Consider the following 20,740-nt stretch of genomic DNA (forward strand, 5'->3'; position numbering starts at 1 on the left):
GTATGGGAAATTTAGCAACTCTTGATATCATCATATTTCTAGTTTATTTTGTGGTGGTTGCAGGCTACGGAATCTGGATTTACAAGAAGAAAAAATCCGCAGCTTCTGGCAGTAAAGATTATTTCCTGGCAGAAGGTTCACTGACTTGGTGGGCAATCGGAGCGAGTTTAATTGCTTCCAATATTTCTGCGGAACAGTTCATCGGAATGTCAGGTGAAGGATTTTTTGTAGGAATTGCCGTTGCAGCGTACGAGTGGATTGCCGCGATCGCATTGATTATCATTGCGGTTTGGTTCATTCCGATTTACCTTAAAAACAAAATTTATACGATGCCGCAATTCCTGGAAACCCGTTACAATAAATCGGTTTCCCTGATTATGGCGGTGTTCTGGCTGTTTTTATATGTGATTGTCAATCTTACTTCGATTCTTTATTTAGGAGCTTTGGCAATCGATACTTTATTGGGTGGCGGTCATCTTCACATCATTATGATTGGATTGCTTCTAATGGCATTATTAATCGGTCTTGGCGGTATGAAAGTAATCGGTTACACCGACGTAATTCAGGTGGCGGTTTTAATTATTGGAGGTTTTGCGACGGTTTATATGGCGCTTCAGATTGTTGATCAGAGAATCAACGGAGCGGCTGTAGGAAATGCTTTGACGGGTTTCCAGACCTTGATGAACGAAGCTCCGCAACATTTCAAATTAATGCTTGAGAAGCCCGTAAAAACAACCACAACTTTAGCAATGCCTGAAAATCTTGATGTTCAGAAATATGTTGTCCTTCCGGGATTGGCGATGTATTTTGCAGGACAATGGATTGTTAATTTAAATTATTGGGGTTGTAACCAATACATCACGCAAAGAGCTTTAGGAGCTGATTTGAAAACCGCAAGAACCGGGATTTTATTCGCAGGATTTTTAAAATTATTTATGCCGATTATCGTAATGCTTCCGGGAATTGCAGCCTACGTTTTATACTCGAAAGGACATTTGGCTGGCTTTAATGGGGTGAAAGACGGTGCTTATTCTGCAATCTTAGGATTTTTGCCGGTTGGTCTGAAAGGTCTTGCTGTAGCAGCTTTGACGGCGGCAATCGTTGCTTCTTTGGCAGGAAAAGTGAACAGTATTTCAACGATTTTCACGTTAGACATTTACAAAAAATATTTGAAGGCTGATGCAACGGAAATCCAGATGGTAAGAACCGGAAGATGGGCGATTATCATTGCGATGTTTCTGGCACTGGCATTTACCTGGACAGATGTTTTGGGAATCGGTGGTGAAGGTGGATTTACCTTTATTCAGAAATATACAGGATTCATCAGCCCGGGCGTTTTTGCGATGTTCCTTTTAGGAATGTTCTGGAAAAGAACGACAGGAACTGCGGCTTTGGTGGGCGTAATTTTAGGATTCGTTCTTGCAATTTTCTTCAACAGCTTTGCAGTTGATATTTTCGGGAAAGAAACCTGGTTATACACAGCTTTCACCTATGAAAAACTGGAAAATGGAGTAGTTCATACGATTACCGAAATTCCGTTTTTAATTAATATGGGATGGTCATTCGTAATCACAATTATAGCAATGATCCTAATCAGTCTTGCAGGACCAAAAGTGAATCCGAAAGCTTTTGTTATCGATGCAACAATGTTCAAAGTAGACAACAGAACATTGGTTTTAATTGTTGTGACATTACTTTTACTGACTGCACTTTATGTGAGGTTCTGGTAAAATTTAATTGTAATAAAATAAATGCAGGATTCCGTTTTGGAGTCCTGTTTTTGTTTAATTTTAATTCAGAATTTAGAAAGTATTAGATGAAAGACTTTAATTAATGAATTGATACAACAACATTTTGGTCCGTTGAATTCTCAGGATCTGTCTGTTATTCAGTCTTATTTCAGGGAAGAACAATTAGGAAAAAATGAAATATTTACCAATTCAGATGAAATTTGTAACAAATTGAGCATCGTGAAATCTGGTATTTTACGTGTCTTTGCTTTGTCAGAAGATGGAAAAGAGATTACACAATGGCTTTCCACAAAAGACTTTTTCATCACTGATGTGATGGGGTTTTTCTTTAATCAACCCAGTCGGTGGACGATACAGGCTTTTACTGAAACCGAATTACTTACCATTTCCAAAGCAGACTATTTAAAACTTTGCCACGAATATCCGAAATGGCTTGAAATTGAAAAAAGGTTTATCATCAAATGTTTTTCGATGATGGAAGACAGGGTTTTTTCCCATCTTTCGATGACGGCGGAAGAAAGGTATAATCAATATTTTGAAAAGAATAAAGAGTTATTTCATCAGGTTCCATTGCAATATATTGCTTCGGTTTTGGGAATGTCGCCAGAAACTTTCAGCAGAATCAGAAAACGACAGGCAGAAAGTTCTTGATTTTTGTCAAGAGAACATATTCTCAATTGTCAGACATTTGTTATATAAATCTTAGACAATGAAAAATCTCTTACAGCTCGAAGAATTAGGGCAATTTGGTTTTGCTATTTTCCTGTTTACTCAGTTAGAATTTCAGTGGTGGCTTTTTCCGCTTTGCCTTTTGCTCCCGGATATTTCGATGGTTGGATATCTAATCAATCCAAAAATCGGAGCCTGGCTGTATAATTTTTTCCATCACAAATTGCTTGCAATCGTTGCTTTGATTCTTGGATTTTGGCTTAAAATTCCGATTGTAGAATTTACCGGAATCATTTTATTGGCTCACTCTGCGATGGACAGGATTTTCGGATATGGATTGAAATTTGAAGACGATTTCAAACACACGCATCTGGGTTTGATTGGGAAAAATAAGCCTTTTAAATCTTAAACATAAACTCTTCCGCAAGCTTTTCGTTTTGGAGTCCTGTTTTTTTGTGTAAAGTCAAAGTAAGTTTAACTTCTCCGTAGGAGAAATATCTGTGTAGAAAATATCGCATTAAACACAAGCAGAACTCCGTAGGGGTTCTATCTCTATTCATAAAATTTAAATTTTAAACATAAACCCTTCCGCAAGCTTTTTCTTATATTTATCTTCATCAAAACGGTACAGAAAAGACCCTTTTTTAGACGAAGTCATATCCTTTTCCTCTGTTTTCACAAGAATATCCAGCGCATTGATTTTGCTGATGAAATTCCGCTTGTCATACTGTTCATTGAAGATGGCTTCGTATAAACTCTGCAAATCTTTCATCGTAAATTTTTCCGGCAGAAGTTCAAAACCGATAGGTCGTGTGGAAGCCCTTCTTCTCAGTCTCAGAACCGCATCTTTCACCATTTCATTATGGTCAAAAATCAGGCTCGGAAAATCCTGTAGGTCAAACCATTTCGCACTGTATTTTTCATTGATCTGAATATTTTTTTCAATATTGATCAGTGCATAATATGATATCGACATAATTCTCGCCGTCGGTTCGCGGTCGATTTGAGTATAGGAATTGAGCTGTTCAAGATAGATGTTTTCCAGTCCGGTAAGCGTATTCAGGACACGCTGTGCCGCTTCATCAGAGGTTTCTTCGTTTCCGATAAAACCGCCCATTAATGACCATTCTCCCATTTTCGGTTCAAAATTCCTTTGTACTAAAAGGATTTTAAGATTTTCGCCATCGAACCCGAAAATAATACAGTCAACAGCTACCAAATGTCGTGGAAAGTGAGAATAGTCTTGTGTCATCGATTATAATTTTTATGCAAAGTTAATGCTTTTAGGCTTTGATTTTACAGTTGAAACCATATAAATGTATTTTATACACTTTATTTTGCTTTTTATTTTTAAAATATCCAAATTTCATCATTTACCTTAATATTTTGGGAGCAATTAATAGCTCTGAAGCTTACATTTTATTCATCAAAAACATTAAAAACAGATGAACTCAATGTTAAAAATATGTTAAAATTAAGTTTACTTTCATTTTAAATTTACTTGAAAACAATTGCCAAGGCTTAGTCTTAAAAATACGATAAGTTATTTATATAAATTACCAACATCTATATTGGATATTCCGTATTCATTTTTTATACAAGCAATTTCTTTGTATGGTTCTGATTATCGTGATTTTTCATAATCTTAATTTTTATGATAAGTCCTTGCTGTTTTCAGCTTTTTTCCAAGACTTTAAAATAGACTTTTTTTTGATTCCATCGGCTCATTCTGCAAAATTCTTTGTCATATTGATTCTTTCTTTTATTTTTAGAAATGTTGAATAGACATTTATTAATGAATAAAAAATCGCTGATAGTATTTTTAGGTTTGGGCACGCTTGCTTTTGGGCAGGTGAGCAAAACAATCAGTTATTTTCCGCTGAATAAGGTCGCTTTGTCGGAAAGTGTTTTCAGCAGGGCGATGCAGACGGATAAGAACTATATTATGTCGATGGATGCCGACCGTTTACTGGCGCCCTATCTGAAAGAAGCGGGACTTAATACTAAAAAACCAAATTATCCCAACTGGGAAAATACGGGATTGGACGGTCATATTGGCGGTCATTATATTTCAGCGTTGGCGTTGATGTACGCTTCTACAGGCGATGCCAAAGTAAAGCAGCGACTCGATTATATGATTGATGAGCTGGAACGTTGCCAGGATCTTTCAGGAAACGGCTATATTTCCGGCGTTCCGAATGGCAAAAAAATCTGGAAAGAAATCTCGGATGGCAATATCCGCGCATCGGCTTTCGGACTGAATGACCGCTGGGTTCCGTTATATAATATTCACAAAATATATTCGGGTTTAAGAGACGCTTACTGGTACGCAGGAAGTGAAAAAGCAAAAAAAATGCTCGTCAAGCTTACCGATTGGATGGCGAATGAAGTTTCCGGACTTTCCGATGAGCAGATTCAGGAGATGCTGAGAAGCGAACACGGCGGACTGAATGAAGTTTTTGCTGATGTTTACGACATTACAAAAAATGAAAAATATCTCAAGTTGGCGCATCGGTTTTCCCATTTGACAATCTTAAATCCTTTGCTGATTCACGAAGATAGACTAACAGGAATTCACGCCAATACGCAGATTCCGAAAGTGATTGGCTTCAAAAGAATTGCCGATTTGGAACATAACAAAGAGTGGAGCAGTGCGGCAGATTTTTTCTGGACGAATGTTACTCAAAAACGTTCAGCAATTATCGGTGGAAACAGTGTGAGTGAACATTTCAATCCAACGACCGATTTCAGCGGAATGATTAAAAGCATTGAAGGCCCCGAAACCTGCAATACGTACAATATGCTGAAGCTGACCAAAGAACTTTTCGCGACTAATCCAAAATCATCTTATCTGGATTATTACGAAAGAGCTTTGTACAATCATATTCTTTCCACGCAAAACCCTGAAAAGGGTGGTTTTGTGTACTTCACCCCGATGCGCCCCGGTCATTACAGAGTGTACTCTCAACCAGAAACCAGTTTCTGGTGCTGCGTCGGTTCGGGAATGGAAAACCACGCGAAGTATGGTGAAATGATTTATGCGCATTCGGATAATGATTTGTATATCAATCTGTTTATTCCGTCTGTTTTAAAATGGTCAGAGAAAAAGTTAGCTCTGAGACAGGAAAATAATTTTCCACAAACACCTTCAACAAAATTAATTTTTGACCTTGCCCCAAAATCTGAAATCAATTTAAAATTAAGAGCTCCGGAATGGACGAATGCTTCACAGATAAGTGTTTCCATTAATTCGAAAAATATCAATATTCCTGTCGATTCCGAAGGTTATATCAATATCAGCAGAAAATGGAAAAAAGGCGATGTCATTGAAATGAAAATGCCGATGCATCTTTCTGCGGAACAGTTTCCGGATAATTCCGATTATTATGCGTTCAGATATGGACCTATCGTTTTAGCAGCAAAATATGGAAAAGAAAATCAGCAGGGATTATTTGCCGATGACAGCCGCGGTGGGCATATTGCGCACGGACCACAAATTCCGCTGAATGATATTCCGACGATTTTAGGATCTTCGACAACTGTTTTGGATCATCTTCAACCTGTTAGTGAAAAAGATTTGACATTTAAAATTAATGGACTTTATCCTCAGAATAAATTCAGCAACGGGTTAGAACTTGTTCCGTTTTATCAGGTTCAGGAAGAACGATATATCATCTATTTTCCTCAGGCAACTCAGGATAAAATCGAAACCATACAGCAGAAAAAAGCTCAGGAAGAAGAAGCTGTCCGAAAACTGGATAATATCACAACAGACAAAATTCAGTTAGGCGAGCAACAGCCGGAATCCGATCACTTTTTTGACAGCAAAGATGCTTACGATGGCTATATGGAAGACCGACATTTCCGCGATGCTAAAGGTTGGTTCAGCTATCAGATGAAAAACAGGGATAAAAATGCAAAATACCTTTACCTTCTGTACTTCGATGCCAATAACAACCGTACATTGAATGCCGAAATTAACGGAATCAAAGCATTTTTAAAAGATTTTGAAGGGAAAATGGGAAGTTCACCACAAACATTATTAATCCCAATTCCGGATTCAGAAAAGAATAAAGAAACGCTCACCGTAAAATTTATTTCAGGCGAAAAATCTCTGACGCCAAAAATTATTGAAGTGAGATTACTGAACGAATTACCAAAATAAAACTAATATGTCAAATAATATTTTCACTAAAATTCTAGGCTTATTCCTTTTGATTTGCAGTCTTTGTGTTGAAGCCAAAATCAAGCTTCCCGCATTGGTTTCAGACGGAATGGTGTTACAGCGCAACCAGAAATTAAATATTTGGGGAAAAGCCGATGCCAATGAAAAAGTAGAAGTGAAATTCCTCAACAAAAGCTACAAAACCACTGCAGACCAAAACGGTAACTGGAAAATCGTGCTTCCGGAGCAAAAAGCAGGCGGTCCATACACAATGACCATCAACGAAATTACTCTTAAAGATATTTTGATTGGCGACGTTTGGCTGGCTTCAGGACAATCGAATATGGAATTGCCGATGCAAAGACTGACACCATTGTATGCTAATGAAATTAAAAATGCTAATAATCAGAATATCAGGTTTTTCACGGTTCCTCAGAAATATAATTTCAAGTCGTCACAAACTGAATTGGATGGTGGAAAATGGGAAGTTACCAATCCTCAAACCATTCTGAATTTCTCTGGTGTTGCTTATTTTTTCGCCAAAGATATCAGTGAAAAAGAAAAAGTAGCGGTAGGAATTATTCACTCCAGTTTAGGAGGTTCTCCGATTCAGGCTTGGATGGATGAAAATTCTTTGAAAAAATATCCTGAATATCTGGATGAAGCCAAAAAATGGCAGAATGATGACTTGATAAAATCTACGGAATCTTCTGAACAGGTGCTTAGCAAGGCTTGGTATGCGGAATTAGACCAAAGCGATATTGGACTCAATCAACATTGGGAAAAATTTGATTTAAATGATTCTGACTGGAAAGCGATGCAGATTCCCGGTTCCTGGGAAGACAAAGAAGGTTCTTTTGAAGGTTCGGTTTGGTTCAGAAAAGAAATTACTTTAACAAAAAGTCAAGCAGGAAAAGCTGCATTTTTGAATCTTGGAAGAATTAAAGATGCCGATGTAACCTATATCAACGGAACAAAAGTCGGAAACGTAACTTACGAATATCCGCCACGTTGGTACGACGTTCCAGCCGGAGTTTTGAAAGAAGGTAAAAACGTCATTGCCGTAAGAGTTTCCAACGGAAGCGGAAAAGGACAATTCATTGCAGATAAGCCTTATTATCTTGAAATCGACGGCCAGAAAATCGATTTAAAATCCGAATGGAAATATAAAATCGGGGCAAAAATGGAAAAAATGGCTCCAGGAACGACCTTTATCCGTTGGAAACCGACAGGATTGTACAATGCGATGATTAATCCTTTAATTAATTATAATATCACGGGGGCAATCTGGTATCAGGGCGAAAGCAACACCGGAAAACCAAAAGAATACGGCGATTTGCTGACGACAATGATTACAGACTGGAGAAACAAATTCAATAACAAGGAAATGCCATTCGTCACCGTTCAATTGGCTAATTTTATGGAGTCAAAAGCACAGCCGATAGAAAGCAACTGGGCGGAACTCAGAGACCAGCAGCGTAACGTTTCATTACAAGTTCCGAATGCCGGACTTGCCGTAATTATCGACATCGGAGAATGGAATGACATTCATCCACTCGATAAAAAAACAGTAGGAGACAGGTTGGCTTTGCAGGCGATGAAATTGGCTTACGGGAAAAACATCGTTGCAGACGGACCGGTTTATCAGTCAATGAAATCAAACGGAAATAAAATCGTTCTTACTTTCAAATCCGGAACGGATGATTTCGCTCGGGTTGCTGAACTGAAAGGTTTTGCCATCAAAAATGCCGATGGAAACTGGTCTTGGGCAAAAGCCAAAATCGAGGGCAAAACAATTGTAGTGTGGAATGATTCGGTTACAAATCCTGTTGCAGTCCGTTACGACTGGGCAGACAATCCCGATGGAAACCTGAAAAACAAAACCGGACTTCCCGCATCACCTTTTACAACGGAATAAACATTTGATTTTAATTTTTGCTGAGCGAAGCGCCTTTGCGAACCTTAAAAAAGAATAGTAATCAAAAAAAATCTTTGCGGACTTTGCGTTAAAAGAAATTATAAAAAACAACCATAAACTATATGAACAATCCATCTCAGAAAATATCTGTCGTTGAAAAAATCGGCTACAGTTTGGGAGATTTAGCGGCCAATCTGGTTTTCCAGACTTTGGTGACTTACTTAGCTTATTTTTACACCGATATCTACGGATTAAAGCCGGAAGACGCCTCCATCATTACTTTGATTGTCGGACTCATTGCCGGTTTCGGGTTCAATCCGCTGGTTGGTGCTTTGGCAGACAGAACACGAACCAAATGGGGGAAATTCCGTCCGTGGGTTTTATTTTCTGCCGTTCCGTTGGGTGCAGCAGCACTTTTTGCATTCAGCACACCCAATTTTTCGTATCAGGGAAAAATGATTTATGCAGCAGCAACTTACACAATTTTATTACTCCTGTACGCGGCTAATAATTTACCTTATGCAGCATTGAGCGGCGTGATTACAGGCGATATGGGCGAACGAAATAGCATTTCCTCTTACCGTTTCGTCGCGGTGATGTTTGCACAGTTTTTCGTTCAGGTATTTATGTTGCCAATAATTTTATCGGCAGGGAAAGGCGACAAAGCAGCCGGAATCGAAATTGTAATGACCTGGTTAGCCATTATCGGAACGATTATGTTGCTCATCACATTTTTCACCACCAAAGAAAGAGTCATTCCAAAACCGGAGCAGGAATCCTCTTTGGGAGCCGATTTAAAAGACTTAAAGAAAAACAAGCCTTGGATAATAATGTTAGTGGTTACGGCCTTGATTTTCATTACTCTGGCAATGAAAGGCGGTTCATACGTTTATTATTTCAACAATTATGTCGATGAAACTTCTTTGAAAAATTTCATTTCGCCGATTACCGCTTTTTTCAGTTCCATCGGAATGAATTTCTTCGGTGAAGACCCTCGTTCAGCAGGTTTCGGGCTCTTCAATGCTGGCGGAATCATTATGATGATTGTTGGGATTACCTTCTCAAAAAGATTTGCCGACAAATACGGGAAAAGAGATGCGTTCATCGCTTCCCTGTTTATTTCAACTTTATTTATTGTTGCATTCATCTTTTATCCGCCAAAATCGGTAGGATTAATGTTCCTTTCCCAGATTCTGCACGGCTTTTTCTACGGAATCAGCACACCGTTGCTTTGGGCAATGATTGCCGATGTAGCCGACTATTCCGAGTGGAAAAACAACAGACGAGCCACAGCCATTATTTTCTCAGCAATGATGGTCGGACTAAAAGTAGGGTTGAGCATCGGAAGCTCATTGGTTTCTTCCATTATTGGTCATTACGGCTACATTTCATCCGAAGGAACTGAAAACATTATCCAGCCGGAATCAGTTGCAAATGGTGCTCAGATGCTGGTCAGTATTTTTCCGGCCATTCCGTTCTTTGCGGCGTGTGGATTATTAATGTTCTACGAAATCAATAAAAAAATGGAAACCCAAATCGAACAGGAACTCAAAGAAAGAAGGAAAAAAGAAGATTAATGTTGATTTAATTGTTTGGGCAGCTTAATCCGTCTTCCGCTCCCAATCTTTTTTGCCAAGGCTTTTTCCAATGCAAAAAAGGATTTCCGCTCAAGCCGGGCTGCGAGATTCAGCATAAAAACAAATTTTACCCTTAAAGACAATATGGGTTATTCTTTAGATTTAGAATTTTAATAAAGAAAATAAAAATAGCAAAAGCTCCGTAGGAGCGAACTGTTAATAGCCAATATATAAGATAAGCCATCAAGCCTCGTAGAGGCGACCTGTTAAAGTTTCACGAAGAATTAAAAAAATTAACAATGAAAAAAATAGCTGCATTATTAGGAATTTTAGCCCTTACGGTTTCTTGCAAAACAGCAAGTTCGGGATCCTCAAAAGATTCCCTGAAAGATGCCTACAAAAATAAATTCTACATCGGAACCGCAATGAGCCTTCCGCAAATTGACGGTACTGATGTAAAATCGGATGAAATCATCAAAAAACAATTCAGCTCCATTGTTGCGGAAAACTGTATGAAATCAATGTTTATCCAACCGCAGGAAGGAAAATTTTTCTTTGGCGATGCGGATAAATTCGTGGAATTCGGAGAAAAAAATAAAATGTTCATCATCGGTCATACACTGATTTGGCATTCTCAATTACCAAGATGGTTTTTCGTGGACAAGGACGGAAAAGATGTTTCGCCCGAAGTTCTGAAACAAAGAATGAAAAGCCATATTTCAACGTTGGTCGGCAGATACAAAGGCCGTGTAAAAGGTTGGGATGTGGTAAACGAAGCCATTATGGAAGACGGAACGTATCGCAAAAGCAAATTTTACGAAATTCTCGGCGAAGAATTTATTCCGCTTGCTTTCCAATATGCGCAGGAAGCTGACCCGAATGCCGAACTTTATTACAACGATTACAACGAATGGTTTCCGGAAAAAGTAAAAACCGTTACCAAAATTGTTAAAAATCTAAAATCCAGAGGAATCAGAATCGATGGAGTCGGAATGCAAACCCACGTTGGATTGGACAATCCAAAACTGGAAGAATACGAAAAAGCAATCACCGATTACGCAGCGGCCGGTGTAAAAATCAATGTTACCGAAATGGAAATCAGCGCACTGCCTTCACCGTGGGGAACTTCAGCCAACGTTTCCGACAAAGTAGAGTATGAAGCAAAAATGAATCCTTACACCAAAGGATTACCTGAAAATGTGACAAAAGAATGGGAAAACCGTTATCTGGATTTCTTCAGACTGTTCCTGAAACATCAGGATAAAATAAGACGAGTGACTTTGTGGGGCGTTACCGACAATCAATCCTGGAAAAACGATTTTCCTGTAAAAGGAAGAACCGATTATCCGTTGCCATTCGACAGAAATTACCAGGCAAAACCAGTTGTAGAGAAATTAATTCAATTAACGAAAGAAAAATAATTATTAAACCACAAAAGTAGCAAAAGACTTCTTTGTAGCTAAGAACATCAAAAGAACAAAAAAGCAAAACGTCTACTGCAGCTTCCTTTTTTGAACTTTTGATTAGCTAAAATTTTCAATCATTTCTTTTGTGACTTTTGTGGTTAAAAAATAAAATCTATTACCTAAAAATCTAAACTATAAAATGAACAAAGCAAAATACCTTTTCCCGAAAGATTATATGGCAGACCCTTCCGTACACGTTTTTGAAGGAAAACTTTATATTTATCCATCACACGACCGCGAAAGCGGCATCGAAGAAAACGACAACGGCGATCATTTCGATATGAACGATTACCACGTTTTCTCCCTTGATGATGTGGAAAATGGCGAAGTTACGGACCACGGTGTTGTTCTTTCAGTGAAGGATATTCCTTGGTCGGGGAGACAATTGTGGGATTGCGATGTGGCTTTCAAAAATGGCAAATATTATATGTATTTTCCGCTGAAGGACAAAAATGATATTTTCAGGATTGGTGTTGCAGTAAGCGATAAACCTTATGGACCATTCATTCCGGAAAAACATCCGATGATGGGAAGCTACAGCATCGATCCTTGTCTTTTTGAGGATAACGGAAAGCATTATATGTATTTTGGCGGAATCTGGGGCGGACAATTGCAACGTTACAGAAATAACAAAGCATTGGAATCTGCCATTCTTCCTGCTGATAATGAGCCTGCCATTTCATCAAAAGTAGTAGTGTTAAGCGATGATATGCTGGAATTTGGAGAAGAGCCGAAAGATGTTGTGATTTTGGACGAAAACGGAAATCCTCTACTTCACGGCGATAAACATCGTTTTTTCGAAGCATCCTGGATGCACAAATACAACGATAAATATTACTTTTCGTATTCCACAGGAGATACCCATTTGATTTGTTATGCCGTTGGTGATAATCCTTACGGTCCGTTTACTTTCCAGGGTGAAATTTTGATGCCTGTTGTAGGTTGGACTACGCATCACAGCATTGTAGAATTTAAAGGAAAATGGTATCTGTTTTTCCACGATTCCGTTCCGAGTGGCGGAAGAACGTGGCTGAGAAGTATGAAGGTTGTCGAAATTGAATACGATAACGACGGTAAAATTAAAACGATTGAAGGACTGGAAGACAATCAATAGGAACGGGCTTTAGCCCGTTTAAAAAAAGTGATAACCATTTGGCTTTAGCCAAAACTTAAATAATTTTAAAAATTTAAGAATGCAACATTTCCGACATTACATATTACTGTTTCTAATTCTTCCGTTAATGGCTTTTGCTGAAGACGGAAGTCAGTTATGGTTGAAATATCCGGTCAATCCGAAGCCAAGAAATATTGTTAATTCAAACAGTAAAAGTCCTACCATTGAAATCGCCAAAAAGGAACTGAACCAACATTGGGGAGGACAAGCCGTTGATTTAAAAATTGATAGATTTCCAGACAGTTTCAAGGATGGTTATAAAATCGTTTCTACCCCGAAAAAAATCAGCATTTTGGCAAAAACAGACTTAGGATTGCTGTACGGAAGCTATCATTTGTTGAATTTACAACAGCAGAAAACCAATTTTTCTAATCTGAAACTTGAGGAAAAACCTTCCTACGACGTAAGAATTCTTAACCATTGGGACAATCTCGACGGAACCATTGAACGTGGTTATGCCGGCCATTCGCTTTGGAAGTGGGAAGATTTACCGAACACTATTTCGCCGAGATACGAAGAATATGCAAGAGCCAACGCATCCATCGGAATAAATGCAACGGTTCTTAATAATGTAAATGCTTCACCGAATATGCTTCGTGAAGACTATCTTAAAAAAGTCAAAGTTTTAGCCGATATTTTCAGACCTTACGGAATTAAAGTTTATCTGTCTGTCAATTTTTCTTCACCTAAAGTTTTGGGCGGATTACAGAATTCAGACCCATTGAATCAGGATGTTCAGAAATGGTGGAAAGATAAAGCGGCAGAAATTTATAAACTGATTCCTGATTTCGGAGGTTTTTTGGTAAAAGCCAATTCCGAAGGACAGCCTGGACCGCAGGATTACGGAAGAACGCACGCAGACGGAGCGAATATGATGGCGGATGTTTTGAAACCTTATGGCGGAATCGTAATGTGGAGGGCATTTGTATACAGTCCAAGCAAAGATGACCGTGCGAAACAAGCTCACCTGGAATTTGTTCCGTTAGACGGAAAATTCAGAGATAATGTCATTATTCAAATCAAAAATGGACCTATCGATTTTCAGCCGAGAGAAGCATTCAATCCGCTTTTTGGAGCGTTGAGAAAAACTTCTGAAATGGTTGAATTTCAGATTACTCAGGAATATTTGGGACAGGCTAATCATCTGGTTTATCTAGCCCCGTTATTCAAAGAAACTCTGGACAGCGATACTTTTTCAGATGGAAAAGGTTCCACGATTGCTAAAATTACAGACGGGACATTACGACCTGCAAAACTGACGGCTATTTCAGCAGTTGCCAATATAGGGGAAGATAAAAACTGGACGGGTCATCACTTTGCACAGGCCAATTGGTACGCTTTCGGACGTTTAGCCTGGAATCACGATTTAACCTCGGAACAGATTGCAGATGAATGGATTAAAATGACTTTTACGGATAATAAAAACTTTGTAAATCCTGTCAAAGGAATGATGCTTACTTCACGTGAAACTGCCGTAGATTATATGATGCCACTTGGTCTTCACCACATTTTTGCCGGTGGACACCATTACGGTCCGGAACCGTGGGGCGATTACAGAGGCGGAAGACCCGACTGGTCGCCAGTGTATTATCACCAGGCCAATGCAGAAGGAATCGGATTCGATAGAACAAAAACGGGAAGCGATGCCGTTTCGCAATATTTTCCGCCGCTTAACGAAATCTATAATAACATTAAAACGACTCCTGAAAAGCTGATTCTCTGGTTCCATCACGTTCCTTGGGATTACAAGATGAAAGACGGAAAAACGCTTTGGGATGAGCTGTGCTATAAATATGATTTGGGTGTTCACGAAGTGAGAGATTATCAGAAAACCTGGGACAAAATGCAACCTTATATTGATCAGCAAAGATTTTCTGATGTTCAGGATAAACTGAAAATTCAGGCAAAAGATGCCGTTTGGTGGAAAGATGCTTGTTTGCTTTACTTCCAGACATTTTCTAACAAACCAATTCCGTCTGATATTGAAAAACCTATTCACCAGCTTGAGGATTTAAAGAAAATCAAGCTCAATATGGGGCATCACAATTAATCAATCCATTTAATAAACTTAAACAAATAACTTTCTAAATCTTTTTGAGACAGGAAGTTGTTTTTTTAATCAATTAAGTGTATTTTTAACACTTAAATAAAATCATTTAACTTTAATGAATTATAATCAGATTTATTAACAGCTCGTTTAATCTCAACAGAACCAAAATAAAGCAGTTTAGATTCCTGCGGAATGACAAACTGAATATATGATAGTAATGCAGTAATCAGACTTATAACCAAAAAATAATTAATAACAAATAAAAATCTATATATGAAATTTTTTATCGACACAGCCAACTTGGAGCAGATAAGAGAAGCTCAGGATCTGGGAATTCTTGATGGCGTTACAACCAATCCGTCCCTGATGGCAAAAGAAGGAATCAACGGAAAAGAAGCTATTTTGCAACATTACAAAGATATTTGCGAAATTGTAGACGGCGATATTTCGGCAGAAGTTCTCTCCACGACTTATGAAAAAATGATCAAAGAAGGCGAGGAATTGGCAGCTATTCATCCGAATATCGTGGTAAAAGTTCCTATCATCAAAGACGGAATCAAGGCTATTAAATATTTTTCGCAAAAAAGAATCAGGACTAACTGTACATTAATTTTCTCGGCAGGACAGGCACTTTTAGCAGCAAAAGCAGGAGCGACTTACGTTTCTCCGTTCTTAGGAAGACTGGATGATGTTTCCACAGAAGGTCTTCATTTAATCCAGGAAATCAGAACCATTTTTGATAATTATGGATATGAAACTGAGATTTTGGCAGCATCTGTTCGCCATTCTATGCACATCATCAACTGTGCAAAAATTGGCGCCGATGTCGTAACTTGTCCTTTGCCACCGATTTTGTCATTGCTGAAGCATCCTTTAACGGATTCCGGCTTGGAGCAGTTCATCAAAGATTCACAAAAAATGCAATAAAATATATGCACGATATTCAAAAATTAAAAAGTATTGCTTCGCAGGTTCGCAGAGATATTGTAAGAATGGTTCATGCCTGCCAGTCGGGACATCCGGGAGGTTCATTAGGATGTACAGATTTTCTTGTAGCTCTTTATTTTGATGCAATGAAGAGAAAAGAAGGTTTCGATATGACGGGAAAAGGTGAAGATGTTTTTTATCTTTCCAACGGTCATATTTCCCCGGTTTTTTACAGCGTTTTAGCGCATGCAGGCTATTTCGACAAATCTGAGCTGGCAACATTCAGAAAGCTGAATTCCAGATTGCAGGGACATCCGACGACGCACGAGCATCTTCCCGGAGTTCGCATTGCTTCCGGTTCGCTTGGACAGGGAATGTCTGTGGCAGTTGGTCATGCGGTCGGAAAGAAATTAGATAAAGATCCGAATTTGGTGTTCAGCCTTCACGGCGATGGCGAATTACAGGAAGGGCAGAACTGGGAAGCGATTATGTATGCTTCTCACAACAGAGTTGACAATCTTATCGCAACGGTCGATTACAACGGTCAGCAGATTGATGGCCCAACATCCAAAGTACTTTCTCTCGGAAATCTTAAAACCAAGTTTGAAGCCTTTGACTGGAAAGTTCTTGAGGTAGAAAACGGAAACGATATGGAAGAAATTCTGAAAGTTCTGGACGAAGCCAAATCTTTAACAGGGAAAGGTCAGCCGATTTGTATTCTTCTGAAAACAGAAATGGGTTACGGTGTCGATTATATGATGGGAACTCACGCGTGGCACGGGAAAGCACCGAATGACGAGCAATTACAAAAAGCTTTAGATCAACTCGAAGAAACTTTGGGCGATTATTAATTTGAGAATTATTTGGGCAGCTTAATCCGTCTTCCGTTCCCGCTTTTTTGTGTCATTGCGAACGAAGTGAAGCAATCCATAGAACGTTACAACGCGCAATGTCACAAAAAGAGCTCCACTCAAGCCGGGCTGCGAGCGATTCGCCGTTCCAAATCAATCAATGAATAAAACATTCAAGAGAAAAAGTTTTCGGGAAGAACAATGAAATTTATTGTGATGTTAAATTACAGGTCGCTCCTACGGAGCTTGATGCTCTAAACTTAATTTTGCTATTAACAGCTCGCCACGCTGTGGCTCAATCTAAATACGTTTTAGAATAATAAATGCTCCGTAGGAGCGAACTGATAATAGATCAAAAATAATTCGGCATCACAAAACCTCGTAGAGGTGATCTGGAAAGCTTTTAGTATTCACAAAAAAATATTTTGTAAAAACATCGGATAAAACTTACTTGAGGAATCCACTTTCTTAGCTGAGCGAAGCGCCTTTGCGAACGAAAATATCCTCAAAAAGATAAAAAATCTTTGCGCTCTTTGCGTCAAAAAAATAACCAACAATTAATCAAATGAAAAAATATACCTACACAGAAAAAAAAGACACCCGAAGCGGCTTCGGAGCGGGAATGGCAGAATTGGCGGATAAAAATCCCGATGTTGTCGGACTTTGCGCAGACCTTATCGGTTCTTTAAAATTTGAAAAATTCATCGAAAAAGCACCGGAAAGATTCTTCCAAATCGGAATTGCGGAAGCCAATATGATTGGAATGGCAGCAGGTCTGGCAACGGAAGGCAAAATCCCTTTCACGGGAACTTTCGCCAACTTTTCTACAGGAAGAGTGTACGACCAGATTCGCCAGTCAGTTGCTTATTCCGGAAAAAATGTTAAGGTTTGTGCTTCCCACGCTGGTTTAACTTTAGGCGAAGACGGCGCTACTCATCAAATTCTTGAAGATATCGGATTGATGAAAATGCTTCCGGGAATGACGGTGATCAACACTTGCGATTACAACCAGACCAAAGCGGCAACCATTGCGATTGCAGATTACGAAGGTCCGGTTTACCTCCGTTTTGGACGTCCCGTAATTCCTGTTTTTACTGATGAAAATCAAACATTCGAAATCGGAAAAGCGTGGATGGTGAATGAAGGAAAAGATGTTACGATTGTTGCAACGGGACATTTGGTTTGGGAAGCCATCAAAGCCGGAGAAATTTTGGAAGAACAAGGCATTGATGCAGAAATCATAAATATTCACACCATCAAACCATTAGATTCTGAAGCGATTTTAAAATCTGTAAAGAAAACAGGATGCATTGTTACGGCAGAAGAACACAACAGACTGGGCGGACTAGGCGACAGCGTTGCACAGCTTCTGATTACAGAATATCTTGCGCCTCAGGAATATGTTGCCGTCAACGACAGTTTCGGGGAAAGCGGAACTCCTGATCAGCTTATGGAAAAATACGGTTTAACTGCGAATGATATTGTTGAAGCAGTGAAAAAAGTAATGAACAGAAAATCAGAAAGTCTGTAATATTGCATTGTTAGAAATGCGGTTATTTAACCACAAAGTACACTAGGTTTTTCACAAAGTTCGCAAGTTTTGTGTTCCTTGTAAATTTCTTTGTGTTCTTAGTGGTTAGAAAAGTGATGAGCAGAAAGTCTGTAATATTGCATTGTTAGAAAATACGTTTATTACCACAAGGAACACGAAGTTCACACAAAGGTAACAAGCTTTGTGCTCCTTGTGAATCTCTTTGTGCTCTTAGTGGTTAAAAATAAGGTCATCGAAACAGAAAAATAGAAAGGTCTCGGTTATCAATATGAATCCTGTCACGTCACCAACTGTCTTCTCCGATTGAGCAGGACAGTCACCTAAACAGAAAACCGTAACTTTAGTCATTAATTTAAATTTAAACTTTCCATTCAATATAATTTGCAGATTTTATGCAGGAGAATTTAATCAATTACACAAAAGAGGCCTTTCGGTCGGCTTTTGAATCGGAGCCGGAACGAATTTTTCTCGCTCCGGGAAGAATCAATATCATTGGAGAACACGTAGATTACAGCGACGGTTTTGTGCTTCCGGCTGCCATTGATAAGAATATTTGCTTTGCCGTGAAAAAAACTGATGATTCTAAAATCTCTTTTTTTGCCAAAGATTTCAACGATTCTTTCATTTTTGACATTAATGAAAAACAGTTTCCGGTTTCGCAGACCTGGGTCAATTATCTGTTGGGCGTTTTTAATGTCATTCAGGAATCAGGAAAAGAAGTCGGAGGTTTGCAGATTGCTTTCAGCAGTACGATTCCGATGGGTTCAGGTTTATCATCATCGGCAGCTTTGGAATGTGGATTTGCTTATATTCTCAACGAAATTTTCGATTTACATTTAAATAAAAAAGAAATAGCGGTCATTGGTCAGAAATCCGAACATACCTTTGTAGGAGTAAAATGCGGAATTATGGACCAATTTTCGTCAGTCTTCGGAAAAGAGCATAAAGTGATTATGCTCGATTGCAATTCTCTGGAACATCAGTATTTTGAAGCCAATATCGATGGATACAGCTTGGTTCTTTTCGACAGTTGCGTAAAACATACTCACCTTACTTCCGGATACAACGACAGAAGAAGAGATGTTGATAACGGCAAAAAAATATTATGGGAAAAGTTTCCTGAAATACAGAAATTCAGGGATTTTAGTTTTGAAATGCTCGATGAAGTAAGAGCAGAAATGGGAGAGACGTCTTATAAAAGATGCTTTTACCTCCTGAAAGAAATTAAAAGGGTAGAAAAGGCTGCAAAAGCTTTATCAGAAGGAGAAGTTGAATTTTTGGGACAATTGTTGAACGAAACCCATTCCGGACTTTCGACCGAATTTGAAGTAAGCTGTGATGAGCTCGACTTTATGGTTGAGGAAACTTTAAAAGAAGAAGGCGTTTTAGGGGCCAGAATTATGGGTGGCGGTTTTGGCGGCTGCAGTATTAACCTTATTAAAGATGAAAATGTAAGTAGCGTTATTGAAAATATCAGTGCTCAATACAAGCAGGCTTACAACATCGACATGAAAGTCTATCAAGTAAAAATATCGGACGGAATTAATGAATACAAAGAAAATGAATTCGTCATTTAATCAAAAAAAGCATCCGCACAGAAGATATAACCCGCTTTTGGACGAGTGGATTCTGGTGTCGCCTCAAAGAGCAAAGCGACCTTGGCAGGGACAAACAGAAAAAACATCAGAAGAACAGCTTCCGGCTCATGATCCGAATTGTTATTTGTGTTCAGGAAATGTTCGTGTAAACGGCGAGAAAAATCCTGATTATAAAGGTGTTTACGTTTTTGATAACGATTTCGGTTCTCTGATGAAAGATGATGTGGAATTTTCTGAGGAAATTTCTGATTTTTTTTCATTAAAACCTGAAAGAGGGATCAATCGTGTCATTTGCTTTTCGGAAAATCACAGTCTAACACTACCTGAAATGGAAGTTGATGACATCAAAAAAGTCATTGATGTTTGGCAACAGCAATATGAAGAATTGGGAGGATTAGATTATATCAACCACGTTCAGATTTTTGAGAATAAAGGTCAGGTGATGGGTTGCAGCAATCCGCATCCGCACGGACAGATCTGGGCACAGTCTTCAATTCCTTCTATTGTGGCAAAAACACAGGAAAATCTTAAAAAGTATTTTGATAAAAACGAATCTTCTCTTCTTGAAGATTATGTAAAAAAAGAGCTAGAAATTAATGAAAGAATAATTCTTGAAAATGAGGATTTTGTCGCACTAGTTCCTTTCTGGGCGGTCTGGCCTTACGAAACGATGATCGTGAGCAAAAGAAAGATTGAGAATCTGATTGAGTTTTCCGAAAACGAAAAATTATCTTTAGCATCCATTATAAAAGATTTAACCACGAAATACGACAATCTTTTTGAGATTTCCTTCCCATATTCAGCCGGAATTCATCAGTCGCCAACCGATGGAAAACCGCATCCGGAGTGGCATTTTCATATGCATTTTTATCCGCCATTGCTGAGAAGTGCGGAAGTGAAAAAGTTTATGGTTGGCTACGAAATGCTTGCGGAAGCGCAGCGCGACGTTGCACCGGAGCAGAGTGCGGAGATATTGAAAAGTCTTTCTAACATACATTATAAATGCGGATAAAAAGATAGTTTTATCTTTGCAACACTTTTA

At 38.7% G+C, this 20,740-nt stretch carries 15 protein-coding genes; 14 read left to right on the plus strand and 1 reads right to left on the minus strand.

Going from position 1 to position 20,740, the window contains the following annotated elements:
* The first annotated feature begins 2 nt into the window (after positions 1–2).
* The 3 genes from AC5P2S_RS08080 (at position 3) to AC5P2S_RS08090 (ending at position 2,829) form a co-directional block, all read left to right on the plus strand.
* Positions 3–1,730: a sodium:solute symporter family transporter gene (locus AC5P2S_RS08080; protein ID WP_494556896.1), complete on the plus strand. Its 1,728-nt coding sequence runs from the start codon at positions 3–5 to the stop codon at positions 1,728–1,730.
* A gap of 108 nt (positions 1,731–1,838) precedes the next feature.
* The gene (locus tag AC5P2S_RS08085; RefSeq protein ID WP_494556897.1) at positions 1,839–2,402 is read left to right on the plus strand and encodes a Crp/Fnr family transcriptional regulator; all 564 of its coding nucleotides are present in this window, start codon (positions 1,839–1,841) and stop codon (positions 2,400–2,402) included.
* Positions 2,403–2,460: 58 nt separating this feature from the next.
* Positions 2,461–2,829, plus strand: a complete 369-nt coding sequence (locus AC5P2S_RS08090) for a DUF4260 domain-containing protein (protein ID WP_494556898.1) — start codon at positions 2,461–2,463, stop codon at positions 2,827–2,829.
* A 156-nt stretch (positions 2,830–2,985) separates the two neighbouring features.
* Here AC5P2S_RS08090 and AC5P2S_RS08095 read toward each other — a convergent pair whose 3' ends face one another.
* Positions 2,986–3,672 carry an NUDIX hydrolase gene (locus AC5P2S_RS08095; RefSeq protein WP_494556899.1) on the minus strand — a complete coding sequence of 229 codons (687 nt, stop codon included), beginning with the start codon at positions 3,670–3,672 and terminating at the stop codon, positions 2,986–2,988.
* Positions 3,673–4,215: 543 nt separating this feature from the next.
* On the opposite strand from AC5P2S_RS08095, the gene AC5P2S_RS08100 reads away from it, so the two are divergent.
* The 11 genes from AC5P2S_RS08100 (at position 4,216) to AC5P2S_RS08150 (ending at position 20,710) form a co-directional block, all read left to right on the plus strand.
* A complete protein-coding gene (locus AC5P2S_RS08100; RefSeq protein ID WP_494556900.1) occupies positions 4,216–6,585 on the plus strand; it encodes a beta-L-arabinofuranosidase domain-containing protein in 2,370 nt (789 codons plus the stop codon).
* Between the two features lie 7 nt (positions 6,586–6,592).
* Positions 6,593–8,503, plus strand: a complete 1,911-nt coding sequence (locus AC5P2S_RS08105; protein WP_494556901.1) for a sialate O-acetylesterase — start codon at positions 6,593–6,595, stop codon at positions 8,501–8,503.
* A 122-nt stretch (positions 8,504–8,625) separates the two neighbouring features.
* Positions 8,626–10,080, plus strand: a complete 1,455-nt coding sequence (locus AC5P2S_RS08110) for an MFS transporter (RefSeq protein ID WP_494556902.1) — start codon at positions 8,626–8,628, stop codon at positions 10,078–10,080.
* Positions 10,081–10,379: 299 nt separating this feature from the next.
* A complete protein-coding gene (locus AC5P2S_RS08115) occupies positions 10,380–11,501 on the plus strand; it encodes an endo-1,4-beta-xylanase (RefSeq protein WP_494556903.1) in 1,122 nt (373 codons plus the stop codon).
* Positions 11,502–11,685: 184 nt separating this feature from the next.
* The gene (locus AC5P2S_RS08120) at positions 11,686–12,660 is read left to right on the plus strand and encodes a glycoside hydrolase family 43 protein (RefSeq protein ID WP_494556904.1); all 975 of its coding nucleotides are present in this window, start codon (positions 11,686–11,688) and stop codon (positions 12,658–12,660) included.
* A gap of 79 nt (positions 12,661–12,739) precedes the next feature.
* Positions 12,740–14,770: an alpha-glucuronidase gene (locus AC5P2S_RS08125; protein WP_494556905.1), complete on the plus strand. Its 2,031-nt coding sequence runs from the start codon at positions 12,740–12,742 to the stop codon at positions 14,768–14,770.
* A 273-nt stretch (positions 14,771–15,043) separates the two neighbouring features.
* Positions 15,044–15,697, plus strand: coding sequence for a fructose-6-phosphate aldolase (fsa, locus tag AC5P2S_RS08130; RefSeq protein ID WP_494556906.1), 654 nt, complete (start codon positions 15,044–15,046; stop codon positions 15,695–15,697).
* 5 nt (positions 15,698–15,702) lie between these two features.
* Positions 15,703–16,548 carry a transketolase gene (locus tag AC5P2S_RS08135; RefSeq protein ID WP_494556907.1) on the plus strand — a complete coding sequence of 282 codons (846 nt, stop codon included), beginning with the start codon at positions 15,703–15,705 and terminating at the stop codon, positions 16,546–16,548.
* 565 nt (positions 16,549–17,113) lie between these two features.
* Positions 17,114–18,079: a transketolase family protein gene (locus AC5P2S_RS08140; RefSeq protein ID WP_494556908.1), complete on the plus strand. Its 966-nt coding sequence runs from the start codon at positions 17,114–17,116 to the stop codon at positions 18,077–18,079.
* Between the two features lie 413 nt (positions 18,080–18,492).
* Complete coding sequence (galK, locus tag AC5P2S_RS08145; protein ID WP_494556909.1) at positions 18,493–19,677, plus strand: galactokinase; 1,185 nt, start codon at positions 18,493–18,495, stop codon at positions 19,675–19,677.
* On the plus strand, positions 19,661–20,710 hold the full coding sequence (locus AC5P2S_RS08150) for a UDP-glucose--hexose-1-phosphate uridylyltransferase (protein ID WP_494556910.1): 1,050 nt from the start codon (positions 19,661–19,663) through the stop codon (positions 20,708–20,710). The genes galK and AC5P2S_RS08150 overlap by 17 nt, the downstream gene beginning before the upstream one ends.
* Positions 20,711–20,740 lie beyond the last annotated feature (30 nt).

This window comes from Epilithonimonas sp. 33E (assembly GCF_059372615.1).

What these genes read in the sequence shown, in the direction of transcription:
- AC5P2S_RS08135 (WP_494556907.1), top strand. Translation starts at nt 15,703, where the DNA reads ATGCACGATATTCAAAAATTAAAAAGTATTGCTTCGCAGGTTCGCAGA.
- AC5P2S_RS08095 (WP_494556899.1), bottom strand. Translation starts at nt 3,672, where the DNA reads ATGACACAAGACTATTCTCACTTTCCACGACATTTGGTAGCTGTTGAC.
- AC5P2S_RS08080 (WP_494556896.1), top strand. Translation starts at nt 3, where the DNA reads ATGGGAAATTTAGCAACTCTTGATATCATCATATTTCTAGTTTATTTT.
- AC5P2S_RS08150 (WP_494556910.1), top strand. Translation starts at nt 19,661, where the DNA reads ATGAATTCGTCATTTAATCAAAAAAAGCATCCGCACAGAAGATATAAC.
- AC5P2S_RS08115 (WP_494556903.1), top strand. Translation starts at nt 10,380, where the DNA reads ATGAAAAAAATAGCTGCATTATTAGGAATTTTAGCCCTTACGGTTTCT.
- galK (WP_494556909.1), top strand. Translation starts at nt 18,493, where the DNA reads ATGCAGGAGAATTTAATCAATTACACAAAAGAGGCCTTTCGGTCGGCT.
- AC5P2S_RS08110 (WP_494556902.1), top strand. Translation starts at nt 8,626, where the DNA reads ATGAACAATCCATCTCAGAAAATATCTGTCGTTGAAAAAATCGGCTAC.
- fsa (WP_494556906.1), top strand. Translation starts at nt 15,044, where the DNA reads ATGAAATTTTTTATCGACACAGCCAACTTGGAGCAGATAAGAGAAGCT.
- AC5P2S_RS08105 (WP_494556901.1), top strand. Translation starts at nt 6,593, where the DNA reads ATGTCAAATAATATTTTCACTAAAATTCTAGGCTTATTCCTTTTGATT.
- AC5P2S_RS08100 (WP_494556900.1), top strand. Translation starts at nt 4,216, where the DNA reads ATGAATAAAAAATCGCTGATAGTATTTTTAGGTTTGGGCACGCTTGCT.
- AC5P2S_RS08140 (WP_494556908.1), top strand. Translation starts at nt 17,114, where the DNA reads ATGAAAAAATATACCTACACAGAAAAAAAAGACACCCGAAGCGGCTTC.
- AC5P2S_RS08120 (WP_494556904.1), top strand. Translation starts at nt 11,686, where the DNA reads ATGAACAAAGCAAAATACCTTTTCCCGAAAGATTATATGGCAGACCCT.
- AC5P2S_RS08090 (WP_494556898.1), top strand. Translation starts at nt 2,461, where the DNA reads ATGAAAAATCTCTTACAGCTCGAAGAATTAGGGCAATTTGGTTTTGCT.
- AC5P2S_RS08125 (WP_494556905.1), top strand. Translation starts at nt 12,740, where the DNA reads ATGCAACATTTCCGACATTACATATTACTGTTTCTAATTCTTCCGTTA.